Here is a 25,941-nt window from a genome sequence, read left to right on the forward strand (position 1 = left end):
ACGTGGGCGTCGGCCCGGCTCAGGCCGGGTCGGCGTCCAGCGCCGCCCGGAGGGCGTCTGCCGACGGGTTGACCAGCACCCGGTCGCCGACGAGCGCGGTGGGGGTGAGCTCGTTGCCGTCGTTGTGCGTGCGCACCGCGGCGTTGGCCTCGGGGTCGGCCCACACGTTGACCCAGGTGACGCGCGGGTCGTCGCCGACCGCGCGGAGGAGGAGCTCGCAGAAGGCGCAGCCGGGCTTCCAGAGCACCACGGCGTGGCCGGGCGCCACCCGCCCCCGCGCCTGCGACCACGGGGTGTGGCGTCCGGTGCGCAGCTGGGGCAGGACCAGCGCGGCCCCGAGGGCGAGCACCAACCCGGCCACGACGAGCCCGCGGACCGGGTCCTCCCGCCCGAAGAGCGACCCCGCGGTGACCGCCGCGAGGACCACCACCCCGGCCGTCGTGACCAGGGTGCGGGTGCGCTCCGGGCCGGCCATCACAGGACGAGCTGGCTGACCGTGTGGATCACGAGGCCGGCGAGGGCACCCACCACGGTGCCGTTGATGCGGATGAACTGCAGGTCGCGGCCCACGTAGAGCTCGATGCGCTTGCTGGCGTCGCGGCCGTCCCAGCGCTGGATCGTGTGGCTGATCACCGAGCTGAGCTCGTGGCCGTAGGTGGTGACGAGCCAGGCGGCGGCGTCCGAGGCGGTGGAGTCGACGCGGTCGGCCATGGCCGGGTCGTTCTCGAGGGCCTCACCCAGCTCCTGGACGCCGCGGACCGCCCGCGCGTGCAGGTCGGAGTCGGCGTCGTCGAGGGCCGACTCGAGGCTGCGGCGCACGCTGGCCCACAGCGACACGACGGTCTGGCCGATCTGCGGGTGCGTGAGCAAGCGGGTCTTGAGCGCCTCGAACCGGGCCTGCACCGACGGGTCGGCCTGCAGGTCACCGGCGATGCGGAGCAGCAGGTCGTCCAGCCCCTTGCGGGCCGTGTGCTCGGGGTCGTCGCGCACCGCGGAGACCCAGTCGAGGGCCTGCCAGTACAGCGCCGAGACCACCCGCTGGTTGACGAAGTGGGGCGACCACCGGGGCGCCCGCTCGTGCAGGATCGCGGTGAAGGCCTTCGGGTTCTTGGTCAGCCAGGTGTGCACCTCGCGCAGCACCAGGTCGACGAAGCCCTTGTGCGCGCGGTCGGCGACGATGCTGTCGAGCAGGGCGCCGGTCACCTGCGAGACGGGCTCGCGGTCGAGGCGGGGGAGCACCACGTCGACGGCCAGGGTGCGCACGTCGTCGTCCTTGATCCGGCCGAGCAGCGCCCGGGCGACCCGGACGCCCTCGCCCACGACCCGGCGGGCGTGGGCCTCGTCGCGCAGCCAGCGCCCACCGCGGCGGGCGAGGCCGGCGTCGGCGATGCGCTCGCGGACGACCTCCTCGGTGAGGAAGTTGGAGGCGAAGAAGGACTGCAACGAGCCGGCCAGCTCGTCCTTCTTGCGGGGGATGATCGCGGTGTGCGGGATGGGGATCCCCAACGGGTGGCGGAACAGCGCGGTCACGGCGAACCAGTCCGCCAGGGCGCCGACCATGGCCGCCTCGGACATCGTGTTCACGTAGCCCCACACGCCGCTGTGGTCGAGCCGGAGGGTGGCGAGGTAGACCACCGCGGCGAACACGAGCAGGGACAGGGCGATCGCCTTCATCCGCCGCAGGCGGGCCAGGCGGACCTCGTCGCCGGCGGTCAGGGACATCAACTGCACTCCTCAAGGTTGCCACGCCCGCGTTCTGGCACCATGGACCACCGTGTCCACCATCGTGTTCGTCCACGCCCACCCCGACGACGAGGCCAGCCAGACGTCGGGCAGCATGACCCGCCTGTCCGCCGAGGGCCACCGCGTCGTCGTGGTGTACGGCACGGGCGGCGACCACGGCACGATCCCCGACGGCCACGACGGCGACCTCGCCGAGCTGCGCCGCGCCGAGGCCGCGGCGTCCGCCGAGGTGACCGGCGCCCAGCGCCTGGTCTGGCTCGACCACCTCGACTCCGGCATGACGGGCTGGGACACCAACGGCCACCCCGACGCCTTCATGAACGCTGACGTCGCCACGGTGGCGCGCACGATCGCCGACGTCCTCGACGAGGAGGACGCCGACGTCGTCGTCGGCTACGACTGGCACGGCGGCTACGGCCACCCCGACCACATCCAGGTGCACCGGGTGGTGCGGCAGGCCGCGGAGCTGGCCGCTCGGCGTCCGCGGTACCTCGAGGTGACCATGAACCGGGACGCCGCGCGTCGCCTGTTCGCGCTGGCCGTCGAGGCGGGCATGGAGGGGGACTGGGACGTCGACGCGCCCCTGGACGACGGCAACCCGCTGGGGACGCCCGAGGCGGAGCTGCACTGGGCCGTGGACGTCACGCCGTGGCTGGACGCCAAGCGCGCGGCCCTCGCCGCGCACGCCTCCCAGCCGGACGCCGCGGGCATGCTCGCGATGCCGGAGCAGGGCTTCGCGGCGATGATGGGCTGGGAGCACTACATCGAGCCCGGCCGCCCCGACGGGATGGTCGTGGGGTGGCCCTTCGCCGGATGAGAAACCTCTCATCTTCCCGTCAACGGATGCTCATGGTGGGCCGGTTGACTGGGGCGAGATCAAGGAGAGGTGTGTCGGCGTGCGCAACAAGGTGACGGTCATCGCGGTGACGGCGCTGCTCGCGAGCAGCGCTGCGATCGGCGCGACGGTGGGGATCCTGGGCGCCTCGCCCGACCACCAGCGCGAACTGGGTGCCGCGATCGTGGTCGGCGCCCGGTCGGGCGCGACGCACCCTCCCGCGACCGCGACCGAGACCGCGACCGAGGCCGGCGCCGTCGACACCGCCGGCCAGCAGCCCGAGGGTGACGGCCTGGTCGCCCCCGGCGCCTCGTGGTCGGTCGCCCTCGACGAGGTCGTGGCCCAGCGCGAGGCCGAGGCCGAGGCCGCCCGGATCGCCGGCGAGCGGGCTGCCGCCGAGCGCGCGAAGGTCACCGCGGTCAAGAAGGTCGTGCAGAAGCCCGTGTACGGCGACGATGACGATGACGAGTGGGACGACGACGACGAGTGGGACGACTGAGTCCCTCCCGCCCCCGCTGAGGCCCCGTCTCCGGGGCCGGGGCCGAGGATCAGGCGCCACCGGATGCTGCCGCGCCCCTGGGGGGCGGGTGCGTTCGAGGTGGGCATGTCCGTCATCGTGCCAGACCCCACCCTGCAGGCCGGTGAGACGACCATGAGAACAGATGAGAGGATGTGGCCCGTGACGAGCAGCGACACCCGCGAGGTGGCCACCCCCGACGGTCCCGGCCTCCTGCACGTGGCCGCACCCGACCAGGTGCGCGGCGTCCTGTTGCTCGGCGGCGGGCACTCCGGCCAGGTGCGCACCGTCGACCTGGACGCCGTGGCGGCCAAGCTGCCCGGCCACGGCTGGGCGGTCGTCACCTACGAGTTGCCCTGGCGCGTGGCGGGCCGCAAGGTCGGCCCCCGCCCGCCGGCGTCAGACCCCGCCTGGCTGTGCGGGGTGGAGGCGGTCCGCGCGACCTGGCCCGGCGTCCCGGTGGTCACGGGCGGCCGCTCGGCCGGCGCCCGCATCGCCTGCCGCACGTGGGACGCCGACCTGGCCGGCGTCGTCGCGCTCAGCTTCCCGCTGCACCCGCCCGGCAAGCCCGCGCAGTCGCGGCTGGGGGAGCTGGCGCCGGTCGGCGTCCCCGTGCTGCTGGTCTCGGGCGCGCGCGACCCGTTCGGCTCGCCGGCCGAGCTCGAACAGGCGCTGGCCGAGCCCCAGGCGGGGCCGCGCGAGCTCGTCGTGGTGGCGGGCGCCACCCACTCCTTCCGGCGGCCCGCGGGCGCGCGCGTGGCGGCGGCGGTCGCCGAGTTCGTCGGGCGGCTCGCCGCAGACCGCTCGGTTTGACCCTCGTGGTGGCGGGACGTATTCTTGATCCCCGGTGCCCGTGCGGGCGTGCGTCCATGCGTCGCCTCCGGCACCGCGTGAATGCGAGGCGCTCGACGCCTCGTTGTTCGACACAGACGATTTGATTCAGGAAAGCAGGTCAGGCGTGTACGCGATCGTGCGCAGCGGCGGACGCCAGCACAAGGTGGCTGTCGGTGATGTCCTCACCGTCGACAAGATCACCGACGCTGAGGTGGGCTCCACCGTCAACCTCACCCCGCTCATGCTGGTGGACGGCGACGCCATCACCACCGACGCGGGCAAGCTGGAGAAGGTGTCCGTGACGGCCGAGATCGTGGCCGAGCACAAGGGCCCGAAGATCCGCATCCTCAAGTACAAGAACAAGACCGGGTACAAGAAGCGCATGGGTCACCGTCAGCGCTACACCCGCGTCAAGATCACCGGCATCGAGAGCTGAAGGGGTTCACGACATGGCACACAAGAAGGGCGCATCCAGCTCGCGCAACGGTCGTGACTCGAACGCGCAGCGCCTCGGCGTGAAGCGCTTCGGCGGCCAGGAGGTCAACGCCGGCGAGATCCTCGTCCGCCAGCGTGGCACCAAGTTCCACCCGGGCGACAACGTCGGCCGCGGCAAGGACGACACCCTGTTCGCCCTCAAGGAGGGCACCGTCGAGTTCGGTGAGCGTCGCGGTCGCAAGATCGTGAGCATCGCGCAGGCGGATGCCTGAGCAAGCACGTGACGACGGGGGTGGCCTGATGGCCGCCCCCGTTTCGCATGCACGCACCCTCGGACGCCGCGGGCTGCTGCTGGGTGCCGCTGCCGCGGTCGGGGCCGGCTGCGCCCGACCGCCGGCCGCGGAGCCTTCCGACCTCGCGACCACGGGTTCCGCGGCGAGCACCCCTGCAGCGACGCCGAGCACCGCCCCGACCCCGGCCCCCAGCCCGTCGGCCAGCCCGAGCCCGACGGCCGGGCCGGCCACGGCGTCCCGTACCCTGCCCTCGCGCGCGGAGATCGTGTCGCGGTACGCGGGGCGCGCGGCGTCCGAGTGGGGCTGGGAGGTTGACGGCGTGGTCAACCGCCTCGGTGACCAGAACAGCCCCGCCCCCGACGCCGACGGCGTGGCCCTCACGCTGGACGCGTGCGGCGGCGGCACCGCCGGGTCGGGCTACGACGAGGCCCTGATCGAGACGCTGCGCCGCCACGAGGTGGCCGCCACCCTGTACCTGAACGCCCGCTGGATCGCCGCGAACCCCGCCCTGGCGGCCGAGCTGGCCGCCGACCCACTGTTCGTGCTGGCCAGCCACGGGACGCGCCACGTGCCGCTCTCGGTGGCCGGGCGCAGCGCCTACGGCATCGCCGGGACCGCCGACGTCGGCGAGGTGTACGACGAGGTCACGGCGGGGTTCGACTGGTTCGTCGAGAACACCGGGGCGCTGCCCGCCACGATGCGCCCGGGCACCGCACACTGCGACGAGGTGGCCGCGGCCATCGCCATCGACCTCGGGGCGCCCATCGCGGGGCTGAGCGTCAACCTCGACGACGGCGCCACCCTCGGTCCGGCGGGCGTCGCCCAGCGGCTGGCCAGGGCCCGGGCCGGGGACATCGTGCTGGGCCACTTCAACCGCCCGGCCGGCGGGACGGCCGAGGGCGTGGCGCAGGCGCTGCCCCGCCTGCTGGACGCCGGGACGAGGTTCGTCGGACTCGGCACGCGGGGGCCGAAGGCGCCCTAGGCTTCCGGCATGCGCCAGCCCAACCTCCAGGTCCGTTCCAAGCAGCTCATCAGCGTCGACGGGCTCGACTTCAAGGACCTCAACGGCAACGGCGAGCTCGACCCGTACGAGGACTGGCGCCTGACCCCGGCCGAGCGCGCCGCCGACCTCGTCTCCCGCATGGAGGTGGACGAGAAGGTCGGCCTGATGCTGATCAACACCCGGTTCACCGGCTACGGCGTTCCCGAGGGGGAGGCCACCTCCGACGACGGCGTCCTCGACGAGCGCACCATCGAGGCGGGGACGTCCATCTTCGCGACGCGGAAGGTGTACCCGACCACGCACACGATCGAGCAGATGCACCTGCGCCACTTCATCCTGCGCGACAACTTCTCCCCGTCGCAGCTGGCGGAGTGGAACAACCGGATGAACGAGGTCGCCGAGGGCACGCGGCTGGGCATCCCGACGATCGCGGCGTCCAACTCGCGCAACGAGAACGGCGAGATGGTGTTCGGGATGAACGACTCGGTCGGCATGTTCTCGACGTTCCCGGCGACGATGGGCATCGCCGCGGCGATCCTGGGCGACAAGGCCGCCGGCGGGGACGCCTCGCTGGCCAGCGAGTTCGCCGCCGCCGTCCGTGCCGAGTGGCTGGCCGCGGGTATCCGCAAGGGCTACATGTACATGGCCGACGTCGTCACCGACCCGCGCTGGCAGCGCATCTACGGCACGTTCGGCGAGGACCCGGAGCTGATCTCCGAGATCGTGGAGCGCCTCGTGGCCGGGCTGCAGGGCGACGAGCTGGGCCCCGACAGCCTCGCCACCACGATGAAGCACTTCCCGGGTGGCGGCGCCCGCGAGAACGGCTTCGACCCCCACTACGTCGAGGGCAAGTGGAACTGCTACCCGACCCCGGGCAGCTTCGAGACCTACCACCTCCCGCCGTTCCGCGCCGCGGTCAAGACGTCGTCCTTCATGCCGTACTACTCGGCGCCGTCGATCAAGAAGTCGAGCTGGCAGTCGGTCGACGGCAAGGACATCCCCTACGAGGAGGTCGGCTTCGCGTTCAACCACTACATCCTCAACGACCTGCTGCGCGGCCAACTGGGGTTCACCGGCTACATCAACTCCGACTCCGGCATCACCGACAACATGTGCTGGGGCGTGGAGGAGCTGTCGATCCCCGAGCGGTTCGCCAAGACCATCAACGCGGGCACCGACATCGTCGCCGACACCAACAACACCGCCGACCTGCGCGCGGCGATCGAGGCCGGCTGGATCTCCCCGGCCCGCGTCGACGCGGCCTGCCGCGCGCTGCTGGAGGAGATGTTCACCCTCGGCCTGTTCGACGAGAAGACCTACGTGGACGCCGCGGGTGCTGACGCCGCGGTCAAGGGCTCGCCGGGCTGGGAGCTGGCTGCGCGGACGCACCGCAAGTCGCTGGTCGTGCTGAAGAACTCGGCCGGCACGCTGCCGCTCGCCCAGGGCGCGAGCGTGTACGTGGAGGTGTTCCACAAGGACCCGCGCCAGTCCGCGGCCAAGACCGCCAAGGCGCGGCAGGAGGCGCGCGAGAGCGCCGTCGTGGAGCTCGTCGAGACCCCCGAGGCGGCCGACGCGCTCTACCTGATCCTCGACCCGCAGTCGGGGCACTACTTCAACGCGACCCCGGGCCTGCTCGAGCTCACCCTGTGCGAGGACCGCATGCTCAAGGCGCTGAACGACGAGTGGTACACCGAGACCACGCTGACCGGCATCAAGCGGGTCACCGAGCTGTGCCGGACCGCGCGGCAACGCGGCCAGAAGGTGGTGCTGTCGGTCAACGTGTCCCTGCCGTGGATCCTCGACTCGGTCGAGCCGCTCGCCGACGCCGTGGTGGCGGGCTTCTCGACGTTCTACGACGCCCAGTACGACGTCATCACCGGGGCCAGCCCGGCCCACGGCAGGCTGCCGATCACGCTGCCGGCGTCCGAGGCCGTCATCGCGGTGGACGCCGACGGCGTCTGCGTCTCGCCCAACGACGTGCCGGGCTACGCCAAGGAGCAGTACATGCCCGAGGGACTGACGTACGCCTACACCGACACCGACGGCAACGTCTGGCGGCTGGGCCACGGCCTGACCTACTAGGCTCGGCCGGTATGGCACGACTCGACGCCTGGCTGTGGGCCGTGCGCCTGTACAAGACGCGGTCCGAGGCGACCGCGGGGGTGCGCGGCGGGCACGTGCGCGTCAACGACAAGCAGGCCAAGGCCGCCCAGCTCGTCGCGACCGGGGACACCATCCGGGTGCGCCGGGCCGACGAGGAGCGCATCGTCGAGGTCGTCGACCCGACCCTGGTCAAGCGCGTGGGCGCCGCGATCGCCCAGCAGGCCTACCTCGACCACACGCCGGCCAAGCCGCCGCCCATCCCCGAGATGGTGGGGAAGGTGGCGGTGCGCGACCGGGGCGCGGGGCGTCCGACGAAGCGGGAGCGGCGGGTCATGGACGCGTTCCGCGGAACCGGGCCCGGCCGGGGCCGGTAGACTCTGCGCCCATGGCCATTCCCTCGTTCGTCGACCGCGCGACCCTGCGTGTCTCCGGTGGCAACGGTGGCCACGGGTGCGCCTCTGTGCACCGCGAGAAGTTCAAGCCGCTGGGCGGCCCCGACGGCGGCAACGGCGGTGACGGCGGCTCGGTCGTCCTGCGCGTCGACCTCGGGCTGACCACGCTCGTCGACTACCACCGCCAGTCCCAGCGCCGCGCCACCAACGGCCAGCCCGGCGAGGGCGACCACCGCCGCGGCGCCAACGGCGACGACGTCGTGCTGGCCGTGCCCGAGGGCACCGTGGTCAGCGACGCCGACACCGGCGAGGTCCTGGCCGACCTGGTCGGCGAGGGCGCCGAGGTCGTGATCGCGGCCGGCGGCAAGGGCGGCCTGGGCAACGCCGCGCTGGCGACCGCCGCGCGCAAGGCCCCGGGCTTCGCCCTCCTGGGCGAGGACGGCGAGGAGCGCACGATCGTCCTCGAGCTGAAGGTGCTCGCCGACGTCGGGCTCGTCGGCTTCCCCAGCGCGGGCAAGAGCTCCCTCATCGCGGCGATCAGCCGCGCGCGGCCGAAGATCGCCGATTACCCCTTCACCACGCTGGTGCCGAACCTGGGCGTCGTCGTCGCGGGGGAGACCACCTACACCGTCGCCGACGTGCCCGGCCTGATCGAGGGCGCCTCCGAGGGCCGCGGTCTGGGCTTCGACTTCCTGCGCCACATCGAGCGCTGCCAGGCCATCGTGCACGTCATCGACTGCGCCACCTACGAGCCCGGCCGCGACCCGGTCACCGACCTCGACATCATCGAGGGCGAGCTCGCCGCCCACGGCGGCCTGGAGGACCGGCCGCGCCTGGTCGCACTCAACAAGGTCGACATCCCCGACGCCGCCGAGCTGGCCGACCTGGTCACGCCCGACCTCGAGGAGCGCGGGCTGAAGGTCTTCCGCATCTCCACCAAGTCGGGCGAGGGCCTGCAGGGGCTCACCTTCGCGATGGCCGACCTCGTCCGCCAGCGCCGGGACGCCGCGCCCGCCCCCGCGCCGCAACGGATCGTGATCCGGCCCGCGCCGGTGGCCGGCGGCCCCGAGTTCGGCATCCGCCGCATGGGCGACGGCGAGGGCGGCTTCGTCTGGCGCGTGGAGGGCACCAAGCCCGAGCGCTGGGTCAAGCAGACCGACTTCACCAACCCCGAGGCCGTCGGCTACCTCGCCGACCGGTTCACCCGCCTCGGCATCGAGGACGAGCTGCTGCGCCTCGGTGCCCGCGAGGGGGACGCCGTGGCCATCGGCGCCGGCGAGAACCCGGTCGTGTTCGACTTCGCGCCCCAGATCCAGTCCGGCGCCGAGATCCTCACCCGTCGCGGCGACGACGAGCGCCTCCACAGCGAGCGTCCCTCCGTCGTGCGCCGCCGCGAGATGGACGCCGAGTACCACGCGGCCAAGGCCGATGCCGAGGGCAAGCCCCGTGACCCCAAGCAGAGCTGGCGCGCGGCGTCCGACGAGGAGGACGGCTGGTGAGTGCCGCCATCCGGCGCTCCGTCGGCGAGGCGCGGCGGATCGTCGTCAAGGTGGGGTCCTCTTCGCTCACCGACGCCTTCGGGCGCATCGACATGGCCCAGATGAACGCCCTCGTGGACGCCATCGCCGCGGCCCGGGCGTCCGGCCGGGAGGTCGTGGTGGTCAGCTCCGGCGCTGTGGCCGCCGGCCTCGACCCGCTCGGCATGCGGGCCAGGCCCCGCGACCTCGCCACCCGGCAGGCGGCCGCCTCGGTGGGCCAGGGCCTGCTGCTGGCGCGCTACACCTCGCTGTTCGCCGCGCACGGACTCACCGTCGGCCAGGTCCTGCTCACGGTGGAGGACATCACCCGGCAGTCCTCCTACGCCAACGCCCTGCGGACCCTGACCCGGCTCCTCGACCTCGGCGTCGTGCCCGTCGTCAACGAGAACGACACCGTCGCCACCAACGAGCTGCGCTTCGGCGACAACGACCGCCTGGCCGCGCTGGTCGCCCACGTGGTGCAGGCCGACGCGCTGTTCCTGCTCTCCGACGTGGACGCCCTCTACACCGACCACCCCGCACGCCCGGGCGCGCGGCGGATCACCGACGTGCCCGAGGTCGACGAGCTGGTCGTCGACACCTCCCGGAGCGGGTCCACCGTCGGCACCGGCGGCATGGCCACCAAGCTGGAGGCCGCCCGCATCGCCACCCACGCCGGCGTGACCACCGTGCTGGCCTCGGCGACCGCGGTGGCCGAGGCGCTGGCCGGCGAGCCCGTCGGCACCCTGTTCCACCCGTCGGGCCGCCGCCGCTCCCGGAAGATGCTCTGGCTGGCCTACGCGTCCAAGGTCGAGGGCGTCCTGACCCTCGACGCGGGTGCCGTGCGCGCCGTGGTCGAGCGCGGGGCGTCCCTGCTGCCGGCCGGCGTGACCGGCTTCACCGGCGAGTTCCACGCCGGGGACCCGGTGCGCCTCGACGGCCCCGACGGCCAGCTGGTGGGGCACGGCCTGGTCAACTACGACGCGACCGACGTGCCCTCGATGCTCGGCCGTTCCACTCGCGAGCTCGCCGCCGAGCGCGGGGAGGGCTTCGACCGCGAGCTGGTGCACCGCGACGCGCTCATCCTGCGCAAGAAGTTCCGGGGCTGACGCGTTCGGCGTCTAGGGTGTGGCCCATGGCGTCCGACCCCTCCGAGCAGCAGCAACTGGCCGGCTACCTCACCCGCAGCGGGGTGGCCCTGGTCGCCGGTGGCGTCCTGCTGTTCCTCAGTGGCACGTTCGCGCAGGCGGGCCCGCCCTCCCTCGGCCTGATGGGCGGCCTGGGCCTGGGCATGATCGTGCTCGGCGTCGCCCTGCTGTGGTACGCCCGCACCCTGCGCCGGGCCTGAACCAGTCCTCGGGCACGACCGGGGGAGCGGGCGCCGAATCCTAGACTGGCGGCCATGACGACCTTCACCGACCAGGCCCGCGCCGCGCGCACCGCCGCGCGCACGCTCGCCACGGCGTCCCGGGCGACCAAGGACGCCGCGCTGGGCGCGATGGCCGACCGCCTGCTCGCCGCGCAGGACGCGATCCTGGCGGCCAACGCCGAGGACGTGGCCGCCGCCGAGGCCGCGGGCACGAGCGCCGCCCTGATCGACCGGCTCCGCCTCACCCCCGAGCGCCTGCAGGGCATGGCCGACGGCTTGCGCCAGCTCGCCGGGCTGCCCGACCCGATCGGCGACGTGCTGCGCGGCTGGACCAACGCCAACGGCGTCACCGTGCGTCAGGTGCGGGTGCCCTTCGGCGTGGTCGGCATCATCTACGAGGCCCGCCCCAACGTGACCGCCGACGCCGCCGGCATCGCCCTGAAGTCCGGCAACGCGGCGCTGCTGCGCGGGTCGAGCTCGACGCTGGCCTCCAACCGCGCCGTCATGGCCGCCCTGCGCGACGGCCTGCTCGACGCCGGCCTGCCCGCCGACGCCGCCCAGCTCGTGGAGGGGGACCGCTCGGTCACCGCCGAGATGATGGGTGCCCGCGGCCTGGTCGACGTGCTCATCCCGCGCGGTGGGGCCGGCCTGATCAACGCGGTCGTCGAGGGCTCGAAGGTGCCCGTGATCGAGACCGGCACCGGCAACTGCCACCTGTTCGTGGACGCCTCGGCCGACCACGACATGGCCCTCGGCATCCTGCTCAACGCCAAGACCCAGCGCCCCAGCGTGTGCAACGCGGTCGAGACCCTGCTCGTGCACGCGGACGCCGCCCCCGCCTTCCTGCCCAAGGCCCTGGCCGCGCTGGCGGACGCCGGCGTGACGGTCCACGGGACCCCGGCCGTCGCGGCGTACTCGGCCGACGTCGTGCCGGCCGGGGACGGGGAGTTCGACGACGAGTACCTCTCGCTCGACCTCGCCTGCGACGTGGTGCCCGACCTGGACGCGGCCATCGGCCACATCCGCGAGCACACGACCGGCCACTCCGAGACCATCGTCACCGCCGACCTGCGCTCGGCCGACCGCTTCGTCGCCGAGGTGGACGCCGCGGCCGTCCTGGTGAACGCCTCGAGCCGGTTCGTGGACGGGGGCGAGTTCGGGTTCGGCGCCGAGATCGGCATCTCGACGCAGAAGCTGCACGCCCGCGGCCCGATGGCGCTGCCCGAGATGACCGCCACGAAGTACGTGGTCACGGGCCACGGGCAGACCAGGGCCTGAGTTCGCTATGCTCCCGCGCATGAACCTCCTGCTCGAAGCAGCCGCCGGCCACGGGGACCAGACCGGCGCCATCATCACCGGCCTCGTCGTGTTCGCGGGCCTGCTCAGCCTGCTCGGAATCCTCGTCGGCTTCGGCTCGGCCCGTCCGCACGCGGTGGCCGAGCGCGAATGACGTCCACCGGCCTGGCCAACGGCACGGGCCGCGCCACGTGGCGCCTCGGCGTCATGGGTGGCACCTTCGACCCGATCCACCACGGCCACCTCGTGGCCGCGAGTGAGGTGGCGGCGCGCTTCGACCTCGACGAAGTGGTCTTCGTGCCGACCGGCCAGCCGTGGCAGAAGGCCCACAAGAAGGTCTCCTCGCCCGAGGACCGCTACCTCATGACGGTCATCGCCACGGCGTCCAACCCCCGCTTCTCGGTGAGCCGGGTCGACATCGAGCGGCCGGGCGACACCTACACCGTCGACACCCTGCGCGACCTGCGCAAGCTCCGCGGGCCCGAAACGCAGCTGTACTTCATCACCGGAGCCGACGCCCTCAGCCAGATCCTGACGTGGCGCGGCGCCGACGAGTTGTTCGAGCTCGCCCACTTCGTGGGCGTCTCCCGGCCCGGCGTCGAACTGGACCAGTCCGACATCGCGCACCTGCCGGCCGACAAGGTCACCCTCATCGAGATCCCGGCGCTGTCGATCTCGTCGACCGCCTGCCGCGAGCGCACGGCGTCCGGCCTGCCCACCTGGTACTTGGTGCCGGACGGTATCGTGCAGTACATCAGCAAGCGGGGCCTGTACATCCAAGGCCCCGATGACAAGGAGATTCATGGCGGCGACTGACCACGCGCTCCACCTCACCCAGTTGGCGGCCCAAGCGGCGGCCGACAAGCAGGCCACCGACCTGGTGGCCTTCGACGTGTCGGAGCGCCTGGCCCTCACCGACGTCTTCCTGATCGTGACCGCGAAGAACGAGCCCCAGGTGGGCGCCGTGGTCGACGCGATCGAGGAGGCCCTGTTCAAGGACGGCTCCAAGGTCCTGCGCCGCGAGGGCGAGGGCGAGAAGCGCTGGGTGCTGCTCGACTTCGGCGACATCGTGGTGCACGTCCAGCACGCCGAGGAGCGGCAGCTGTACTCGCTCGAGCGCCTGTGGCGCGACTGCCCGGCGATCGCGCTCTCCGTCGACGAGGGCGTCGCAGCCGTCGAGGCGTGATGCAGGACGCGCCGCGCACCAAGCTGGTGCTCGTCCGCCACGGCCAGACCGACTCGAACGCGGCCGGGCGGTTCCAGGGGCAGCAGGACGTCCCGCTCAACCGCATCGGGCGCTCCCAGGCCGCCACGCTGGCCGAGCGGCTCGTCCGCCTGAAGGCCGCGCGCGTGGTCACCTCCGACCTGCTGCGCGCCTCCGCGACGGCCGAGGCGATCGCCACGGCGTCCGGCATCGGCGTCGAGGTGGACGCCGGCCTGCGCGAGATCCACGTCGGCTCGTGGGAGGGCCGCACGGCGGTCGAGGTGGCCGTCGAGAACCCGTGGTTCGAGGACGCCCTCCACACCGGCCGCGACTTCCGCCGCTCCGAGACCGGGGAGACCGCCGAGGAGGCGGGTGAGCGAGTCGCCGGCGTGCTGGCCCGGGTGGCGTCCGCGCACCCGGGGGAGACCACCGTCGTCGTCGGGCACGGCCTCGCGCTGCGCGTGGGGCTGTCGTTGTTCCTCGGGCTGGGGCTGGACGCGTCCTTCTCCCTGTCGGGGCTGTGGAACTGCTCCTGGACGATCCTGGAGCACAACCAGCGCTGGCGGCTGCTGAGCTACAACAACGTCGTGGTGAACCACGGCGGGCAGCCGCCGTCGGCCTCCTCGCGCTGAGCCGTCAGGCCCAGTCGACCGGGCCCTCGTGGATCGTGTCGCCCACGATGTAGTGGCGCAGCCAGTGCGGGTGCACGCGCACGATCGTGAACGCCGCGTCCGCCGCCTGCGAGTCGGGGAAGCGTGCCTCGTACGCGGCGGCCCATGCCCGCTGCTCGGCGGCGTCGGCCGGGAAGGCGGCGGTGCCCTCGACCTGGATCGAGGACTCCTCGGTCGTGCCGATGACCAGCGCGACCCGGGGGTCGGCGGCGAGGTTGTGGGCCTTGCGGGAGGACACCTGCGTGTCGAAGAGCACGTCGCCGTCGGGCAGGGGCGCCAGCGTCAGCAGGGCGGCCTCGGGGCCGCGCTCGGCGTCATGGGTGGACACCACGCCGAGCGGGTGGTCGGTGACGTAGCGGACGAAGTCGTCCCGTGGGATCGCCATGGCCCATCATGGCGCGCGGTGGGTCAGGCGAGCAAAGCTGCCGCGGCGATCCGCACGCTGGTGGCGTAGAGGGTCTCGCGCTCCTCGGAGCTCATGTCGCGGCTGGAGTCGAACAGGTGGTCGCTGACCGTGAGCACGGTGAGCGCCTCGCCGCCCTCGGCGGCCGCGCAGGCGTACAGGCCGGCGGACTCCATCTCCACGCCCAGGGTGCCGTACTTCGCGAGGCCACCGATGATGTCGGGGTTGGCGAAGTAGAAGTGGTCGGAGCAGTAGACCGGGCCGGTGTGGACGGTGGCGTCGGTGAGGCCCGCCGCGGCGTCCATGGCCCCGCGCAGGAGCGGGTAGGAGGCCGTCCACGACAGCGAGATGCCGGGGACGAAGAGCGTCGACAGCGACGCGTTGGTGTGGGCGGCCGTGGCCACGATGGTGTCGCCGACGGCGACCTTGTCGCTCATGCCGCCGCAGGTGCCCACGCGCACGATGCGCTCGACGCCGTAGAAGCGGAACAGCTCGGTGGCGTAGATGGAGACGCTGGGGATGCCCATGCCCGAGGCCATGACGCTCATCGGGGTGCCCTGCCACGAGCCCGTCCAGCAGCCGATGCCGCGGACGTCGCTGACCAGCTCGGCACCCTCGAGGTGCTCGGCGGCGATGCGGGCGGCGCGCTTGGGGTCGCCGGGCATGAGGACCAGCGGGGCGACCTGGCCCGGCTCGGCGGCGATGTGCGGGGTTGCCATGGGCGTGCCTCTCGTCGTGCGGATCACGGGCCCCCAGACGCGAAAACCCCGGCCGGAGCCGGGGTTCACGAGGGATCGTGGTGGAGCTAAGGGGATTCGAACCCCTGGCCTCTTCCATGCCATGGAAGCGCGCTACCAACTGCGCCATAGCCCCGATGTTCCGGTGCGGAACGAAGAAGAACTTTACCCCGACAACCCCGAGGAGTCCAAATCGGCCCGTACCGGACTCGTCTCAGTCGTTCTCCAGGCGCCCCCGGACGGTGAAGCCCGCGGCGGCCAGGTCCGCCTCGAGCTCGGTGGTGTCGGTGGTGTTGACGCCCAGCACCACGTCGGAGGTCTCGCCCGAGCCCCGGTAGACGGCCAGGTGCTGCACGTTGGCACCGTGCTTGCTGGTGATCGAGCCCATCTGCGCCAGGGCGCCGGGGACGTCGCGGGCCTCGATGACCAGGCGGGTGCCGTGGTCGCGGAAGCCCATGATCTCGATGAACGCGTCGATGAGGTCGGACTCGGTGATCACGCCCACGAGGCGGCCGCCCTCGACCACGGGCAGCATCTCGATCTTGGCCTCGCGCATGACCACGGCGGCCTGCTCGAGCAGGGCCTCGGGGGAGATCGTGATCGGGTCGCGCGACATCACCTTGGCGATCGACAGCTTGTTGACCAGGTAGGTGAGCTCGTTGACCGACAGCGAGGTCGCCTTGCTCGGCAGGGCCGAGTCGATGTCGCCCTCGGAGATGACGCCGACCACGCGGCCGGCGTCCATGACCGGCAGGTGGCGGACGTGCTTGTCCTTCATCAGGGCGATCGCCTCGGGGATCGTCGCGTCGGCACGGACGGTCCACGGGTTGGCGGTCATGCGGTTCTTGACGAACACGGTCATCCTCCCAGGTAGGCGCGCTTGACTTCGTCGGTGCTGGTGAGCTCGGCCGCGGTGCCGGCCAGCACGATCCTGCCGGTCTCCAGGACGTAGCCGCGGTCGGCGACCTGGAGTGCCATGTTGGCATTCTGCTCCACCAGCAGCACCGTCGTGCCCCCGGCGTTGATCTCGCTGACGATCGAGAAGATCTCCTGCACCAGCAGCGGCGCGAGGCCCATCGATGGCTCGTCCAGCAGCAGGATGCGCGGGCGGCTCATCAGCGCCCGGCCGATGGCCAGCATCTGCTGCTCGCCGCCCGACAGGGTGCCGGCGTGCTGCTTGCGGCGGTCGGCCAGGCGGGGGAAGCGCGTGAACACCTGGTCGAGGTCGCCCGCGACGCCCTTGTCCCTGCGCAGGTAGGCGCCCAGCTCGAGGTTCTCCAGCACCGACATCTGCGGGAAGACGCGGCGTCCCTCGGGCACCTGCACCAGGCCGCGCTTCACGCGGGCCTGGGCCGACAGCCGGGTGACGTCCTTGCCGTCGACCAGCACCTGGCCCGCGCGAGGCTTGACGAGCCCCGAGACGGTGCGCAGCGTCGTGGTCTTGCCGGCGCCGTTGGCGCCGATCAGGGTGACGATCTCGCCGTCGTTGACCGTCAGCGAGATGCCCTTCAGCGCCGTGATGCCGCCGAAGCTGACCTCGAGGTCCTTGATCTCAAGCATGGTCGACCTCCTCGCCGAGGTAGGCCTCGACCACCTTCGGGTTCGCGCGCACCTCGGCCGGGGTGCCGGAGGCGATCACGATGCCGTGGTCGAGGACGTAGATGCGCTCGCAGACCTGCATGACCAGGCTCATGTCGTGCTCGATGAGCAGGACAGTGAGGCCGAAGTCGCGCCGGATCTGCCGGATGAGCTCGGTGAGCTGCGCGGTCTCGGTGGGGTTCATGCCGGCCGCCGGCTCGTCGAGCAGCAGCAGGGTGGGCTGCGTGGCCAGGGCCCGCGCGATCTCGAGGTGGCGCTGGCCACCGTAGGAGAGGTTGACCGCGCGCTCGTCGGCGACGTGCTCCAGGTGCATGACCCGCAGCAGTTCCATCGCGCCCTCGCGGATCTCGTCCTCGGCCTTCCGGAAGCCCGGCAGGCGCAGGAACGTCGTGGGGAGCGGGTAGCGCTGGTTCTGCTGGAACGCGATCATCACGTTCTCCAGGACCGTGAGCTCCTTGAACAGGCGGATGTTCTGGAACGTGCGGCCCACGCCCGCGCGGCAGATGGCGTAGGGCGCCTTGCCGCCGATCGACTGGGTCTTCCCGTGCGAGGTGAACACGATGGTTCCCGACGAGGGCGGGTAGACGCCGGTGAGCAGGTTGAACACCGTGGTCTTGCCGGCGCCGTTGGGGCCGATCAGGCCGACCAGCTCGCCCTGCTCGAGGGTGAGGTCGACGTTGGAGACGGCGGTCAGGCCGCCGAAGCTGCGGGTCAGCGCGGTGACCTCCAGGATGCGGCTCACGGGGCCTCCGTCCCGGACGCCGTGGCGTCCTTCTGCCTGCCGAACCGTGGCAGGAGCCTCAGCGACAGCTCGCGGTTGCCCAGCAGGCCCTGCGGGCGGAAGATCATGATCACGATCAGCAGCAGGGCGTACAGGATCATGCGGACGCCGGGGAAGGGCTGCAGCAGCGTCGAGATGATCGCCAGCAGGAACGCCGCGATGACCGACCCCGACAGGGAGCCCAGGCCGCCCAGGACCACGATGACGAGGATGTCGATCGACTTCAGGAAGCCGAACTGCTCGGGCTTGATCACGTAGAAGTACGAGGCGTACATACCGCCCGCGATGCCGCCGAAGAAGGCGCCGATCGTGAAGGCGAGCACCTTCGAGCGCGTGGTGTTCACGCCGATGGACTCCGCCGCGATCTCGTCCTCGCGCACCGCGATGGCGTCGCGCCCCTGCCGGGAGCGGATGAAGTTGCTGATCAGCATCACGCTGCCGACGGTGAGGATGAAGAACCAGGTCCAGTCCATGTGCTGGGGGACCGGGGACAGGCCCGCCGCGCCGTTGGTGAACTCGAAGTTCTGCAGCAGGATGCGGATGATCTCGGCCATGCCGAGGGTGGCGATGGCGATGTAGTCGCCGCGCAGGCGCAGCGTCGGGAGGCCGATCAGGAAGCCCACCAGCGCCGCGATCACACCGCCCAGGAGCAGGCCGCCGACGAAGCCGAAGACGTTGTCCCAGCGCATGGTGACCAGGGCGGTGGAGTACGCGCCGATCGCCATGAAGCCGGCGTGGCCCAGGGAGAACTGGCCGGTGAAACCCGTGATGAGGTTCAGCGAGACCGCCAGCACGATGTTGATGCAGATCGTGGCGATCGTCACCTGCATGTAGGCGTCGATGATGCCGGCCTGCACCAGCAGCAGGACGATGACGTAGGTGGCGACCAGCGGCAGCCACAGGGTGAGCGCCTGGCGCACGAGGGGGTTCTTCATCACACCTTCTCCCGGACGTTCTTGCCGAGCAGGCCGGTGGGCTTGAAGATCAGCACGAGGATGAGGATCGCGAACACGACGGCGTCGGTGTACAGGCTCGACCAGTAGCCGGCCACCAGCGTCTCGGACGCCCCGATGAAGTAGCCGCCCAGCAGCGCGCCGGGGATCAGGCCGATGCCGCCGAACACGGCGGCGACGAAGGCCTTCAGGCCGGGCAGCAGGCCCATGAGCGGGTTGATCGCGTTGTAGTAGACGCCCACCAGCACGCCCGCGGCGCCGGCCAGGGCCGACCCGATGGCGAAGGTGAAGGAGATGGTGTTGTCGACGCTGATGCCCATCAGGCGGGCCGCGTCCGCGTCCTGCGACACCGCGCGCATCGCCTTGCCGACCTTGGTGCGCCGCACGATGTACTGCAGCACCACCATCAACAGCACGGAGACGCCGACGATGATGACCTGCTTCATCGTGACCAGCACCCCGCCGACGTTGAAGCTCTGCTCCATGAACGGGGGCAGGACGCCGTAGGTGCGGGTGTCGGCGCCGACGAAGAACATCATCGTGTACTCGAGCAGGAGCGAGACGCCGATGGCCGTGATCAGGACCGCGATGCGCGTCGACTTCCGCAGGGGTTTGTACGCCACCCGTTCGATGACCACCCCGAGCACCGTGCACGCCGCCATGGCGATCAGGAGCGACTCCACGAAGCCGAGCTTCAGGTGGACCATGCAGAAGTAGCCCACGTAGGCGCCGACCATGTAGACGTCGCCGTGGGCGAAGTTGATGAGCTGGATGATGCCGTACACCATCGTGTAGCCCAGCGCGATGAGCGCGTAGATGCTGCCCAGCGCGAGGCCGTTGACCAGCTGTTGTGCGAGTTGCTCCACGGGTGTCGAGTCTCCCCCTGATCGGACGAGGAGTGGGACGGACGCGCCGTCCCACTCCTCGTCGAGTGGTCTACCGGGAAGGTCAGGCCTTCTCGGTCACGGCGACCTCGCCGTCCTTGTAGCCGATGAAGACGACGGCCTTCACCGGGTTGTGGTTCTCGTCGACCGAGAAGGTGCCGGTGACGCCGGCGAAGTCCTTGGTCTCGGCCAGGGCCTTCTGGACGCCCTCACCGGTCTTCTCGGAGGCGCGCGCGACGCCGTCCGCGACGAACTTCATGGTGTCGTAGCCCAGCGCGTTGAACGCGTTCGGCTCGGTGTTGTACTTCGCCTGGAAGGCCTTGATGAAGTCCTGGACCTTCGGGTCCTGGTCGGCCGAGCTGTAGTGGTTGGTGAAGTACACGTCGGTCAGCTGGGCGCCGGCCTGCTCGGCGAGCACGGGGGAGTCGAAGCCGTCGCCACCGAGGATGGGCTGGGTGACGCCGAGGTCGCGGGCCTGCTTGATGGCCTTGCCGGCCTCGGTGTAGTACCCGGGCAGGTAGATGACGTCGAACTGCTGGCCCTTGAACTTGGTCATGACCGCGTTGAAGTTGTCGGCGCCCTTGGCGTAGGCGTCCTCGGACACGATCTCGCCGCCGGCCTCGGTGAAGGTGGTGCGGAACGCGTCGGCCAGGCCCTTGCTGTAGTCGCTGGAGCTGTCGCGCAGGATGACGGCCTTCTTGGCGTCGAACTTCTTCACCGCGTAGTTCGCCGCGGCGGTGCCCTGGAAGGAGTCGTTGAAGCAGGTGCGGAAGGCGAACTGCTTCACGCCGGTGGCGTCCACCGTCACGTCGTCGGCGGTCGCCGAGCCGGACACGACCGGGATCTTGTTCTGCTCGGCCACGGGGATGGTGGCCTTCATGCCGCCGGAGGTGGCCGGGCCGATCACCGTGATGACCTTGTCCTGCGTCATCAGCTTGGTGGCCAGCGTGGTGGCCTCGGCGGCGTCGGACTTGGTGTCGTACTTGACGAGCTCGATCTGCTTGCCGTCGATGCCGCCGGCCTGGTTGATCTCCTCGGCGGCCATCTCGATGCCCTGGACGTTGGCCTCGCCGTAGGTGGCCACGTCGCCGGAGAGCTCGAAGTTGACGCCGATCTTGATCGTGTCGCCGGCGGGGGCCTGAGCCTGGCCCGCACCGCCGGAGCAACCGGCGAGCATGGCGAGGCCGACCGTCGCGGCCGCGAGGCCGGTGAGGATGCGCTTCATGTGGTGTATCTCCCTGGTCGGCCGCTCCGGATGGGGAGGAGCGGATGCGCCGCATGGTACAAACGCACGGCCCCGGCGGGGGGCCAGTCTCACGGACGTGAGCCGGACGCCCCCGCCGGGGCCGGATTCGTGACCGGTCCGTTATGCAACCTCGGCTGCACGACGGGCCGCCGGGGCTCAGGCCTCGGTGGCCGCCCGCTGGACGGGCTCGTTCTCGGCCACGTCGCCACGGTCGCCGGTCAGGGCGGCGTAGGAGATGCCGGCGATCAGGGCGCCGACGATCGGGGCCACGATGAACGCCCAGACCTGCATGAGGGCGTCCGCACCCGCGAACCACGCCACGCCCAGCGAACGGGCCGGGTTGACCGAGGTGTTCGACACCGGGATGGAGATCAGGTGGATCAGGGTCAGCGCGAGGCCGATGGCCAGCGGGGCGAAGCCCTTGGGGGCCTTGTTGGAGGTGACGCCGAGGATGATCCAGATGAAGATCGCGGTCAACACGACCTCGGCGACGAGCACGGCGAGCAGGGAGTAGCCGCCGGGGGAGCGGTCGCCGTAGCCGTTGGTGGCGAGGCCTGACGCGACGGCGTCGAAGCCCGGCTGGCCGGAGGCGATGACGAACAGCACGAGGCCGGCGGGCGGCCTGTCACCCGCCCGGGCGACGTCAGCCCGGGATGGGCAGCGCCGACATCTGCCGGCCCTGCGCCGTGGTGAGGATGAGCGTCGAGTCGCCGCGCGGGAGGGGGATGTAGAGGTTGCCCTCGACGTACTGTCCGGCCTCGAGCACGCCGGACCCGATCTCGGGATCCGGCGCACCGGGGAGCGGCTCGTAGACCTCGGTGCCCACGTTGGAGAAGGCCACGAACCCGTAACTCACCCGACCGCCGTCGGCGGTCACGCGGACGCGCAGGGTGACGCCGTCGACGTCCCAGGAGTGGTCTAGGACCTCCCACCGGCCGTGGCTGGTCGTGCTGCCGGGCATGGTGAAGGGCATGCCGGGGCCCGCGTTGGCGGCCTCGGAGGCGCTCGGGGAGGGGGCGGGCTCGCTCGGCGCGGGCGGGGTGGGCCGCAGGAAGAGGGCCGCGAGGACGACGCCGACGAGCGCGATGCCGACCAGGGCCAGCCACCAGCCGCCGCCACCGCGCTTGGGCGGGGCGTAGGCGTTGATGTCGACAGGACGCCGCTGGTACGGGTCCTGCTGCCACGGCTGGCTCATGGGGCGAGATTACTAGAGGGGTGGTTGTGGACAACGGGCGGGCCCGTGACGGGCCCTGTGGACGGTTGGAACCGGGTGCACGGGGCGCGGGCAGCCCGCCGACAACTAGGGCATGACCGAAGCGCCCGAACGCACCACCGTGACCAGCCTGACCGACCTCGTCGAGGTCGTCCCGAGCCTGCTGGGCTTCCACCCCCACGATTCCCTCGTCCTGCTGGCGATCCGCGACGGGATGGTCCAGCTCACCGCCCGCACCGACCTGTTCGACGCCCCGCCGGCGCGGGCGCTTGCCCCCGCCTGGCACCGCCTGCCGGGGGCGCACTTCGTCGTGATCGCGTTCTCCGCCGACGCGGGGTGCGCCTGGTGGGGGCTCGACGACGTCGACCTTGCCCTCCCCGGGGACGCCGAGCGCATCCTCGTCCACGCCGACGGGGAGCGGTGGTACGAACACCCCGACGACGAAGGGACGCCCTACGACGCGCTGGGCGGCGTGCTGCTGGCCGAGGCGGCGTACGCCGGGCGGCCGATCCGGGGCTCGCGGGAGGAGCTGTACGCGCTCGTGGAACCCAACCGGACGCCGGCGGAGGTGACGGCGTCCCTCGACCGGGTCGCGGCGCGGGCGGAGGGCCTGTCGGACATCCTCGGCGAGGCGCGCGCCCTGCTGGCCGCGCACGACGACGCCCCGGGCGACCTCGAGATCGACGACGCGACCGTGCTGTGCCTGGCCAGCCACGACCCGTGCTTCCTCGACGAGGCGCTGCTGTCGACCACGCGGGCCAACGCGGCCCCACGCGTGTCGCTGTGGCTGCAGGTCGTGGGCTGCGGGGTGCCGAACTGCGTCGGCGGGGCACTGGCCGCGGCGGCGCTCGCCGCGTGGCTCAACGGCGACGGCGCCCTGCAGTCGGTGTGCCTCGAGGCGATGGACGACCGGCCCGGTCCGGCCGAGTGGGCCCGCTTCCTGCAGGCCGTGAACCTGGGCGCGGTACCTCCCGCGGAGTGGGACTCGCTGGCGGCCGAGCTGCGGCGGGCCCGCGCCTGAGGGCGGCGCCCGCCGGGGCGCCCTACGATACCCCCATGCGACGGATCGTGGTGTGCGGCGAGGCCCTGATCGACCTGGTGCCCGGAGCGGCGTCCGACGACACGCGGGCCTCCACCTGGCGCGCGCTGTCGGCCGGTGGGCCCATGAACAGCGCCATCGGGCTCGCGCGCCTCGGGGTGCCCGTGGAGTTCCTCGGGCGGCTGGGGGACGACGCGTTCGCCGCCCAGCTTCGGGGCCACCTGGCCGCGAACGGCGTCGGGACGACCCTGGCCGTCGCGGCGGCCCAGCCGACCTCGCTGGCCGTGGTGAGTCTCGACGAGGTGGGCAAGGCCTCCTACACCTTCCACTTCGCGGGGACCGCCAACTTCGGCTGGCGGGCCGACGAACTGCCCGAGCTGGGGGAGGGGGACTGGCTGCACGTGGCGTCCTTGGTCACGGTCGTCGGCCCCGGCCACGAGGCGCTGCTGGCCTGGGTGAAGTCGGGGACCGGGCCGCTCTCGGTCGACGTCAACGTGCGCCCGACGGTGATCCCCGACATGGCCGCGTACTGGGCGGCGATCGAGCCGTGGCTGCGCGTGGTCGGGGAGCGTGGGGGCCTGGTCAAGGGGTCGGACGAGGACTTCGAGCACCTGGCCGCCCACTCGGGGCTGCCCGTCGACCCCGCCGAACTGGTCGTGGCCCTGCGCGAGCGCTACGGCGTCACGTGGGCCGTGGTGACCCGGGGGGCGGACGGCGCCGTGTCCGCCGGGCCCGACGGGCTCGCGTCCGTCGCCAGCCCGCCGGTCGACCTGGTCGACACCATCGGCGCGGGGGACACGTTCATGGCGGGCCTACTGGACGGCCTGGTCGTCCGCGGGCTCCCGCTGGAGGACGCCCTGGGCCGGGGCGCCCTGGCCGCGTCGCTGGTGTGCGAGCGGGAGGGGGCCGACCCGCCCACCGCCGCCGAGCTGGACGCCGCGCGGGCGTAGTCAGCGCACGACGAGGTCGGCCACGACCACCGCGTGGTCGGAGCCCTCGAGGGGGGCGGTCCTGAAGCTGCGGGTCGTCACGTGCTCGTTGGTGAGGACGTGGTCGATCGCGATCAGGGGCGGGCCGAACGGGAGGCTCGTGAACGTGGGCTGCCACCCGGCTCCGGCCTCCTGTGACCCGAGGGTGAGGCCCTCCGCGAGGAGCATGCGCAGCGTGAGGTGCTCGGCGGTCGCATTGAGGTCGCCCACCACGGCGAGCGGCTCGGCCAGGTGGGGGCGGATCGCGTCGCGCAGGATGGCGCCCTCGCGCTCCCACGTCGACGCGCTGCCCAGCATGTTGGCCGGGTGGGCCGCGACCAGGACCAGGGGCGTCCCGGGGGCGGAGACCTCGACCACGTACTGGTCGAACCGGCTGGGGACGCGGCCGCGCTCGGCGAGGGGCAGGCGGGAGAACACGACGGTTCCCGACGGGTCGCGTTCCGCCTGCGGGCCGGAGGCCGCCCGGCCGACCGTCCACGGGTGGCCGGCGAGTGCGTCCGCGACGTCCTCCGACCCCAGGAACCGCTCGGTCGCCTCGGTGACGACCACCACGTCGGCGTCCGCCTCCGCGACGACGCGGGCGAAGCTCGCCGGGTCGGCCCCGCCGAAGCGCACGTTGGCGGCCAGCACCCGGACGGGAGCACCGCCCGGCTCCGGTGTCGTCCGGATCGGCCAGTACGGGCGCGCCCACCCGACCTGCACGATCAGGGCCACGAGCGTCGGGAAGGCCAGCAGCCGGGACCAGCGCGTGCCGCCCAGGAGGAACAGCACCGTCGCGGCGAGCCACAGGACGATGCCGTAGGGGATGAACGAGGCCGCCATCGCCACCCACGCGGTGGACGCCTGGGCCTCCGGCTGCACGTACAGCAACACCAGGGCCGATGCCGTCAAGGCGCACGCCCACCCCAGGGCCAGGGCGAGGTGTCGGAGGGTGCGCACGGCCCCAGCGTGCCACCTGTGGACAACCGAACCGCCCGCGGACACGGTTGTCCACAGCGGTCGGAACCGGGTGCTCGGATGGCCCCGGGATCGCCCAAGATCCGGGCATGCGCCCGTCCCGAGCCCGTCCCGTCCAGGGCGACGTGGTGCGCGCCCGGCTGGACGCGCTGGTCGCCGAGCTCGGTGCGGCCCGCGAGGCGGTCCCCGGGGACGACGTGCTCGCGCCCGACCCGCCGCCGGTTGTTGACGTGGGGGCCGAGGAGGCGGGTGTCGACCCGGCGCCGCGCCGGGAACTCCCGCGGGCGGGGGTCGCCGCGGCCCTCCGTTCGGCCTGGGTCTTCGGCCGGGCCCACGCGGCCGTCATCGGCGTGATCGGGCTGGTCGCCCTCGTGGGCGCGGTCTGGGCGATCAGCCAGGCGCGCACGGTCCCGATCGCCGTGGCGGCCCCCACCCCTGTCGCGCCCGTCCTGGCGACCCCGTCGCCCACGCCGACCCCCGTGCCGCTGCGCGTGCACGTGCTGGGCGAGGTCGCCTCGCCGGGCGTGGTGCGCCTGCCTCAGGGTTCCCGGGTCGAGGACGCGATCGCGGCTGCGGGCGGCCTCACGCCCGAGGCGCGCCCCGGCGAGCTCAACCTCGCCGCACCAGTCGTCGACGGGGGCCAGGTGGTGATCGGTGACGGCCGCAACCCGGGCGGAGAGATGCGCGCGGGCGCGGCACCGGGAGCCGGGGGCGGCGCTGGTGGCGGTGGCTCGGGGAAGCTCGACCTCAACACGGCAACCGCCGACCAGCTCGACGGCCTGCCGGGCGTCGGGCCCGTGACGGCGTCGGCCATCCTGGCCTGGCGTGAGCAGCACGAGCGGTTCTCCCGGGTGGAGGAGCTGCTCGAGATCGAGGGGATCGGGACGAAGACCTTCCAGCGGCTCGAGCCGCTGGTGACGGTGTGACC

The 25,941-nt window shown here is 72.3% G+C and carries 32 protein-coding genes and 1 tRNA gene; 19 read left to right on the plus strand and 14 right to left on the minus strand.

Annotation, left to right across the window (positions count from 1 at the left end; genetic code table 11):
- Positions 1 to 19: 19 nt before the first annotated feature.
- Both J4N02_RS06235 and J4N02_RS06240 read right to left on the minus strand, forming a co-directional pair.
- A complete protein-coding gene (locus J4N02_RS06235; protein WP_188333231.1) occupies positions 20 to 475 on the minus strand; it encodes a hypothetical protein in 456 nt (151 codons plus the stop codon).
- Positions 475 to 1,722 carry a DUF445 domain-containing protein gene (locus tag J4N02_RS06240; RefSeq protein WP_208091149.1) on the minus strand — a complete coding sequence of 416 codons (1,248 nt, stop codon included), beginning with the start codon at positions 1,720 to 1,722 and terminating at the stop codon, positions 475 to 477. The genes J4N02_RS06235 and J4N02_RS06240 overlap by 1 nt, the downstream gene beginning before the upstream one ends.
- 52 nt (positions 1,723 to 1,774) lie before the next feature.
- On the opposite strand from J4N02_RS06240, the gene J4N02_RS06245 reads away from it, so the two are divergent.
- From J4N02_RS06245 to J4N02_RS06320, 16 genes are all read left to right on the plus strand, one after another.
- Positions 1,775 to 2,560: a PIG-L family deacetylase gene (locus J4N02_RS06245; RefSeq protein WP_188333230.1), complete on the plus strand. Its 786-nt coding sequence runs from the start codon at positions 1,775 to 1,777 to the stop codon at positions 2,558 to 2,560.
- A gap of 79 nt (positions 2,561 to 2,639) precedes the next feature.
- Positions 2,640 to 3,077, plus strand: coding sequence for a hypothetical protein (locus tag J4N02_RS06250; protein ID WP_188333229.1), 438 nt, complete (start codon positions 2,640 to 2,642; stop codon positions 3,075 to 3,077).
- Positions 3,078 to 3,257: 180 nt separating this feature from the next.
- A complete protein-coding gene (locus J4N02_RS06255) occupies positions 3,258 to 3,908 on the plus strand; it encodes an alpha/beta family hydrolase (protein WP_208091150.1) in 651 nt (216 codons plus the stop codon).
- Positions 3,909 to 4,053: 145 nt separating this feature from the next.
- Positions 4,054 to 4,365 carry a 50S ribosomal protein L21 gene (gene rplU, locus J4N02_RS06260; protein WP_182814983.1) on the plus strand — a complete coding sequence of 104 codons (312 nt, stop codon included), beginning with the start codon at positions 4,054 to 4,056 and terminating at the stop codon, positions 4,363 to 4,365.
- A gap of 13 nt (positions 4,366 to 4,378) precedes the next feature.
- Complete coding sequence (rpmA, locus tag J4N02_RS06265) at positions 4,379 to 4,636, plus strand: 50S ribosomal protein L27 (protein WP_182814982.1); 258 nt, start codon at positions 4,379 to 4,381, stop codon at positions 4,634 to 4,636.
- Entirely contained in the window at positions 4,629 to 5,639 is a 1,011-nt protein-coding gene (locus tag J4N02_RS06270; RefSeq protein ID WP_208091151.1) for a polysaccharide deacetylase family protein, read from the plus strand. The genes rpmA and J4N02_RS06270 overlap by 8 nt, the downstream gene beginning before the upstream one ends.
- A 9-nt stretch (positions 5,640 to 5,648) precedes the next feature.
- Positions 5,649 to 7,742, plus strand: coding sequence for a glycoside hydrolase family 3 protein (locus J4N02_RS06275; RefSeq protein WP_188333228.1), 2,094 nt, complete (start codon positions 5,649 to 5,651; stop codon positions 7,740 to 7,742).
- 11 nt (positions 7,743 to 7,753) lie between these two features.
- Positions 7,754 to 8,137 carry an RNA-binding S4 domain-containing protein gene (locus J4N02_RS06280; RefSeq protein WP_182814979.1) on the plus strand — a complete coding sequence of 128 codons (384 nt, stop codon included), beginning with the start codon at positions 7,754 to 7,756 and terminating at the stop codon, positions 8,135 to 8,137.
- A gap of 11 nt (positions 8,138 to 8,148) precedes the next feature.
- The gene (gene obgE, locus J4N02_RS06285; protein WP_182814978.1) at positions 8,149 to 9,654 is read left to right on the plus strand and encodes a GTPase ObgE; all 1,506 of its coding nucleotides are present in this window, start codon (positions 8,149 to 8,151) and stop codon (positions 9,652 to 9,654) included.
- On the plus strand, positions 9,651 to 10,781 hold the full coding sequence (gene proB / locus J4N02_RS06290; RefSeq protein ID WP_208091152.1) for a glutamate 5-kinase: 1,131 nt from the start codon (positions 9,651 to 9,653) through the stop codon (positions 10,779 to 10,781). Before obgE ends, proB begins: the two co-directional genes overlap by 4 nt.
- Before the next feature lie 26 nt (positions 10,782 to 10,807).
- Positions 10,808 to 11,020, plus strand: a complete 213-nt coding sequence (locus J4N02_RS06295) for a hypothetical protein (RefSeq protein ID WP_182814977.1) — start codon at positions 10,808 to 10,810, stop codon at positions 11,018 to 11,020.
- A 54-nt stretch (positions 11,021 to 11,074) separates the two neighbouring features.
- Complete coding sequence (locus tag J4N02_RS06300) at positions 11,075 to 12,319, plus strand: glutamate-5-semialdehyde dehydrogenase (RefSeq protein WP_182814976.1); 1,245 nt, start codon at positions 11,075 to 11,077, stop codon at positions 12,317 to 12,319.
- Between the two features lie 19 nt (positions 12,320 to 12,338).
- A complete protein-coding gene (locus J4N02_RS06305) occupies positions 12,339 to 12,491 on the plus strand; it encodes a hypothetical protein (RefSeq protein WP_182814975.1) in 153 nt (50 codons plus the stop codon).
- A complete protein-coding gene (gene nadD, locus J4N02_RS06310; protein ID WP_188333227.1) occupies positions 12,488 to 13,153 on the plus strand; it encodes a nicotinate-nucleotide adenylyltransferase in 666 nt (221 codons plus the stop codon). Before J4N02_RS06305 ends, nadD begins: the two co-directional genes overlap by 4 nt.
- Positions 13,140 to 13,523, plus strand: coding sequence for a ribosome silencing factor (gene rsfS / locus J4N02_RS06315; RefSeq protein ID WP_182814973.1), 384 nt, complete (start codon positions 13,140 to 13,142; stop codon positions 13,521 to 13,523). The genes nadD and rsfS overlap by 14 nt, the downstream gene beginning before the upstream one ends.
- Positions 13,523 to 14,173 carry a histidine phosphatase family protein gene (locus tag J4N02_RS06320; RefSeq protein WP_182814972.1) on the plus strand — a complete coding sequence of 217 codons (651 nt, stop codon included), beginning with the start codon at positions 13,523 to 13,525 and terminating at the stop codon, positions 14,171 to 14,173. Before rsfS ends, J4N02_RS06320 begins: the two co-directional genes overlap by 1 nt.
- Before the next feature lie 4 nt (positions 14,174 to 14,177).
- Here the strand turns inward: J4N02_RS06320 and J4N02_RS06325 are convergent, their stop codons facing one another.
- The 11 genes from J4N02_RS06325 to J4N02_RS16805 form a co-directional block, all read right to left on the minus strand.
- Entirely contained in the window at positions 14,178 to 14,597 is a 420-nt protein-coding gene (locus tag J4N02_RS06325) for a pyridoxamine 5'-phosphate oxidase family protein (protein ID WP_182814971.1), read from the minus strand.
- Between the two features lie 23 nt (positions 14,598 to 14,620).
- Positions 14,621 to 15,334: a purine-nucleoside phosphorylase gene (locus J4N02_RS06330; protein WP_188333226.1), complete on the minus strand. Its 714-nt coding sequence runs from the start codon at positions 15,332 to 15,334 to the stop codon at positions 14,621 to 14,623.
- A 78-nt stretch (positions 15,335 to 15,412) separates the two neighbouring features.
- Positions 15,413 to 15,488, minus strand: a tRNA-Ala gene (locus J4N02_RS06335).
- Positions 15,489 to 15,566: 78 nt separating this feature from the next.
- Positions 15,567 to 16,214: a CBS and ACT domain-containing protein gene (locus J4N02_RS06340; RefSeq protein ID WP_208091154.1), complete on the minus strand. Its 648-nt coding sequence runs from the start codon at positions 16,212 to 16,214 to the stop codon at positions 15,567 to 15,569.
- Entirely contained in the window at positions 16,211 to 16,912 is a 702-nt protein-coding gene (locus J4N02_RS06345) for an ABC transporter ATP-binding protein (RefSeq protein WP_188333225.1), read from the minus strand. The genes J4N02_RS06340 and J4N02_RS06345 overlap by 4 nt, the downstream gene beginning before the upstream one ends.
- Positions 16,905 to 17,693 (minus strand): ABC transporter ATP-binding protein, encoded by a 789-nt coding sequence (locus tag J4N02_RS06350; protein WP_188333224.1) that lies wholly within the window; start codon positions 17,691 to 17,693, stop codon positions 16,905 to 16,907. The genes J4N02_RS06345 and J4N02_RS06350 overlap by 8 nt, the downstream gene beginning before the upstream one ends.
- A complete protein-coding gene (locus J4N02_RS06355) occupies positions 17,690 to 18,667 on the minus strand; it encodes a branched-chain amino acid ABC transporter permease (RefSeq protein WP_188333223.1) in 978 nt (325 codons plus the stop codon). The genes J4N02_RS06350 and J4N02_RS06355 overlap by 4 nt, the downstream gene beginning before the upstream one ends.
- Positions 18,667 to 19,551: a branched-chain amino acid ABC transporter permease gene (locus J4N02_RS06360; protein ID WP_182814966.1), complete on the minus strand. Its 885-nt coding sequence runs from the start codon at positions 19,549 to 19,551 to the stop codon at positions 18,667 to 18,669. The genes J4N02_RS06355 and J4N02_RS06360 overlap by 1 nt, the downstream gene beginning before the upstream one ends.
- 82 nt (positions 19,552 to 19,633) lie before the next feature.
- On the minus strand, positions 19,634 to 20,794 hold the full coding sequence (locus J4N02_RS06365; RefSeq protein WP_188333222.1) for an ABC transporter substrate-binding protein: 1,161 nt from the start codon (positions 20,792 to 20,794) through the stop codon (positions 19,634 to 19,636).
- Positions 20,795 to 20,971: 177 nt separating this feature from the next.
- Positions 20,972 to 21,421: an aquaporin gene (locus J4N02_RS06370; protein WP_243760889.1), complete on the minus strand. Its 450-nt coding sequence runs from the start codon at positions 21,419 to 21,421 to the stop codon at positions 20,972 to 20,974.
- A 37-nt stretch (positions 21,422 to 21,458) separates the two neighbouring features.
- Positions 21,459 to 22,010: a hypothetical protein gene (locus J4N02_RS16805; RefSeq protein ID WP_182814964.1), complete on the minus strand. Its 552-nt coding sequence runs from the start codon at positions 22,008 to 22,010 to the stop codon at positions 21,459 to 21,461.
- A gap of 112 nt (positions 22,011 to 22,122) precedes the next feature.
- On the opposite strand from J4N02_RS16805, the gene J4N02_RS06375 reads away from it, so the two are divergent.
- A complete protein-coding gene (locus J4N02_RS06375; protein ID WP_188333221.1) occupies positions 22,123 to 23,049 on the plus strand; it encodes a DUF4192 family protein in 927 nt (308 codons plus the stop codon).
- Positions 23,050 to 23,084: 35 nt separating this feature from the next.
- Complete coding sequence (locus tag J4N02_RS06380; RefSeq protein ID WP_182814962.1) at positions 23,085 to 24,017, plus strand: carbohydrate kinase family protein; 933 nt, start codon at positions 23,085 to 23,087, stop codon at positions 24,015 to 24,017.
- Here the strand turns inward: J4N02_RS06380 and J4N02_RS06385 are convergent, their stop codons facing one another.
- Positions 24,018 to 24,995, minus strand: coding sequence for an endonuclease/exonuclease/phosphatase family protein (locus J4N02_RS06385; protein ID WP_188333220.1), 978 nt, complete (start codon positions 24,993 to 24,995; stop codon positions 24,018 to 24,020).
- Positions 24,996 to 25,102: 107 nt separating this feature from the next.
- Between J4N02_RS06385 and J4N02_RS06390 the strand changes: the two genes are divergently transcribed.
- Positions 25,103 to 25,939, plus strand: a complete 837-nt coding sequence (locus J4N02_RS06390) for a helix-hairpin-helix domain-containing protein (protein ID WP_188333219.1) — start codon at positions 25,103 to 25,105, stop codon at positions 25,937 to 25,939.
- The last annotated feature ends 2 nt before the right edge of the window (positions 25,940 to 25,941 follow it).

It is taken from the genome of Propioniciclava sp. MC1595 (assembly GCF_017569205.1).
Taxonomy (GTDB): Bacteria; Actinomycetota; Actinomycetes; order Propionibacteriales; family Propionibacteriaceae; genus Propioniciclava.

Excerpts from the sequence above, each read along its gene's own strand:
- J4N02_RS06235 (WP_188333231.1), bottom strand. The coding sequence starts at position 475 with ATGGCCGGCCCGGAGCGCACCCGCACCCTGGTCACGACGGCCGGGGTG.
- J4N02_RS06240 (WP_208091149.1), bottom strand. The coding sequence starts at position 1,722 with ATGTCCCTGACCGCCGGCGACGAGGTCCGCCTGGCCCGCCTGCGGCGG.
- rpmA (WP_182814982.1), top strand. The coding sequence starts at position 4,379 with ATGGCACACAAGAAGGGCGCATCCAGCTCGCGCAACGGTCGTGACTCG.
- J4N02_RS06270 (WP_208091151.1), top strand. The coding sequence starts at position 4,629 with ATGCCTGAGCAAGCACGTGACGACGGGGGTGGCCTGATGGCCGCCCCC.
- J4N02_RS06275 (WP_188333228.1), top strand. The coding sequence starts at position 5,649 with ATGCGCCAGCCCAACCTCCAGGTCCGTTCCAAGCAGCTCATCAGCGTC.
- J4N02_RS06280 (WP_182814979.1), top strand. The coding sequence starts at position 7,754 with ATGGCACGACTCGACGCCTGGCTGTGGGCCGTGCGCCTGTACAAGACG.
- obgE (WP_182814978.1), top strand. The coding sequence starts at position 8,149 with ATGGCCATTCCCTCGTTCGTCGACCGCGCGACCCTGCGTGTCTCCGGT.
- J4N02_RS06295 (WP_182814977.1), top strand. The coding sequence starts at position 10,808 with ATGGCGTCCGACCCCTCCGAGCAGCAGCAACTGGCCGGCTACCTCACC.
- J4N02_RS06300 (WP_182814976.1), top strand. The coding sequence starts at position 11,075 with ATGACGACCTTCACCGACCAGGCCCGCGCCGCGCGCACCGCCGCGCGC.
- J4N02_RS06305 (WP_182814975.1), top strand. The coding sequence starts at position 12,339 with ATGAACCTCCTGCTCGAAGCAGCCGCCGGCCACGGGGACCAGACCGGC.
- nadD (WP_188333227.1), top strand. The coding sequence starts at position 12,488 with ATGACGTCCACCGGCCTGGCCAACGGCACGGGCCGCGCCACGTGGCGC.
- rsfS (WP_182814973.1), top strand. The coding sequence starts at position 13,140 with ATGGCGGCGACTGACCACGCGCTCCACCTCACCCAGTTGGCGGCCCAA.
- J4N02_RS06320 (WP_182814972.1), top strand. The coding sequence starts at position 13,523 with ATGCAGGACGCGCCGCGCACCAAGCTGGTGCTCGTCCGCCACGGCCAG.
- J4N02_RS06325 (WP_182814971.1), bottom strand. The coding sequence starts at position 14,597 with ATGGCGATCCCACGGGACGACTTCGTCCGCTACGTCACCGACCACCCG.
- J4N02_RS06330 (WP_188333226.1), bottom strand. The coding sequence starts at position 15,334 with ATGGCAACCCCGCACATCGCCGCCGAGCCGGGCCAGGTCGCCCCGCTG.
- J4N02_RS06340 (WP_208091154.1), bottom strand. The coding sequence starts at position 16,214 with ATGACCGTGTTCGTCAAGAACCGCATGACCGCCAACCCGTGGACCGTC.
- J4N02_RS06345 (WP_188333225.1), bottom strand. The coding sequence starts at position 16,912 with ATGCTTGAGATCAAGGACCTCGAGGTCAGCTTCGGCGGCATCACGGCG.
- J4N02_RS06355 (WP_188333223.1), bottom strand. The coding sequence starts at position 18,667 with ATGAAGAACCCCCTCGTGCGCCAGGCGCTCACCCTGTGGCTGCCGCTG.
- J4N02_RS06365 (WP_188333222.1), bottom strand. The coding sequence starts at position 20,794 with ATGAAGCGCATCCTCACCGGCCTCGCGGCCGCGACGGTCGGCCTCGCC.
- J4N02_RS16805 (WP_182814964.1), bottom strand. The coding sequence starts at position 22,010 with ATGAGCCAGCCGTGGCAGCAGGACCCGTACCAGCGGCGTCCTGTCGAC.
- J4N02_RS06375 (WP_188333221.1), top strand. The coding sequence starts at position 22,123 with ATGACCGAAGCGCCCGAACGCACCACCGTGACCAGCCTGACCGACCTC.
- J4N02_RS06380 (WP_182814962.1), top strand. The coding sequence starts at position 23,085 with ATGCGACGGATCGTGGTGTGCGGCGAGGCCCTGATCGACCTGGTGCCC.
- J4N02_RS06390 (WP_188333219.1), top strand. The coding sequence starts at position 25,103 with ATGCGCCCGTCCCGAGCCCGTCCCGTCCAGGGCGACGTGGTGCGCGCC.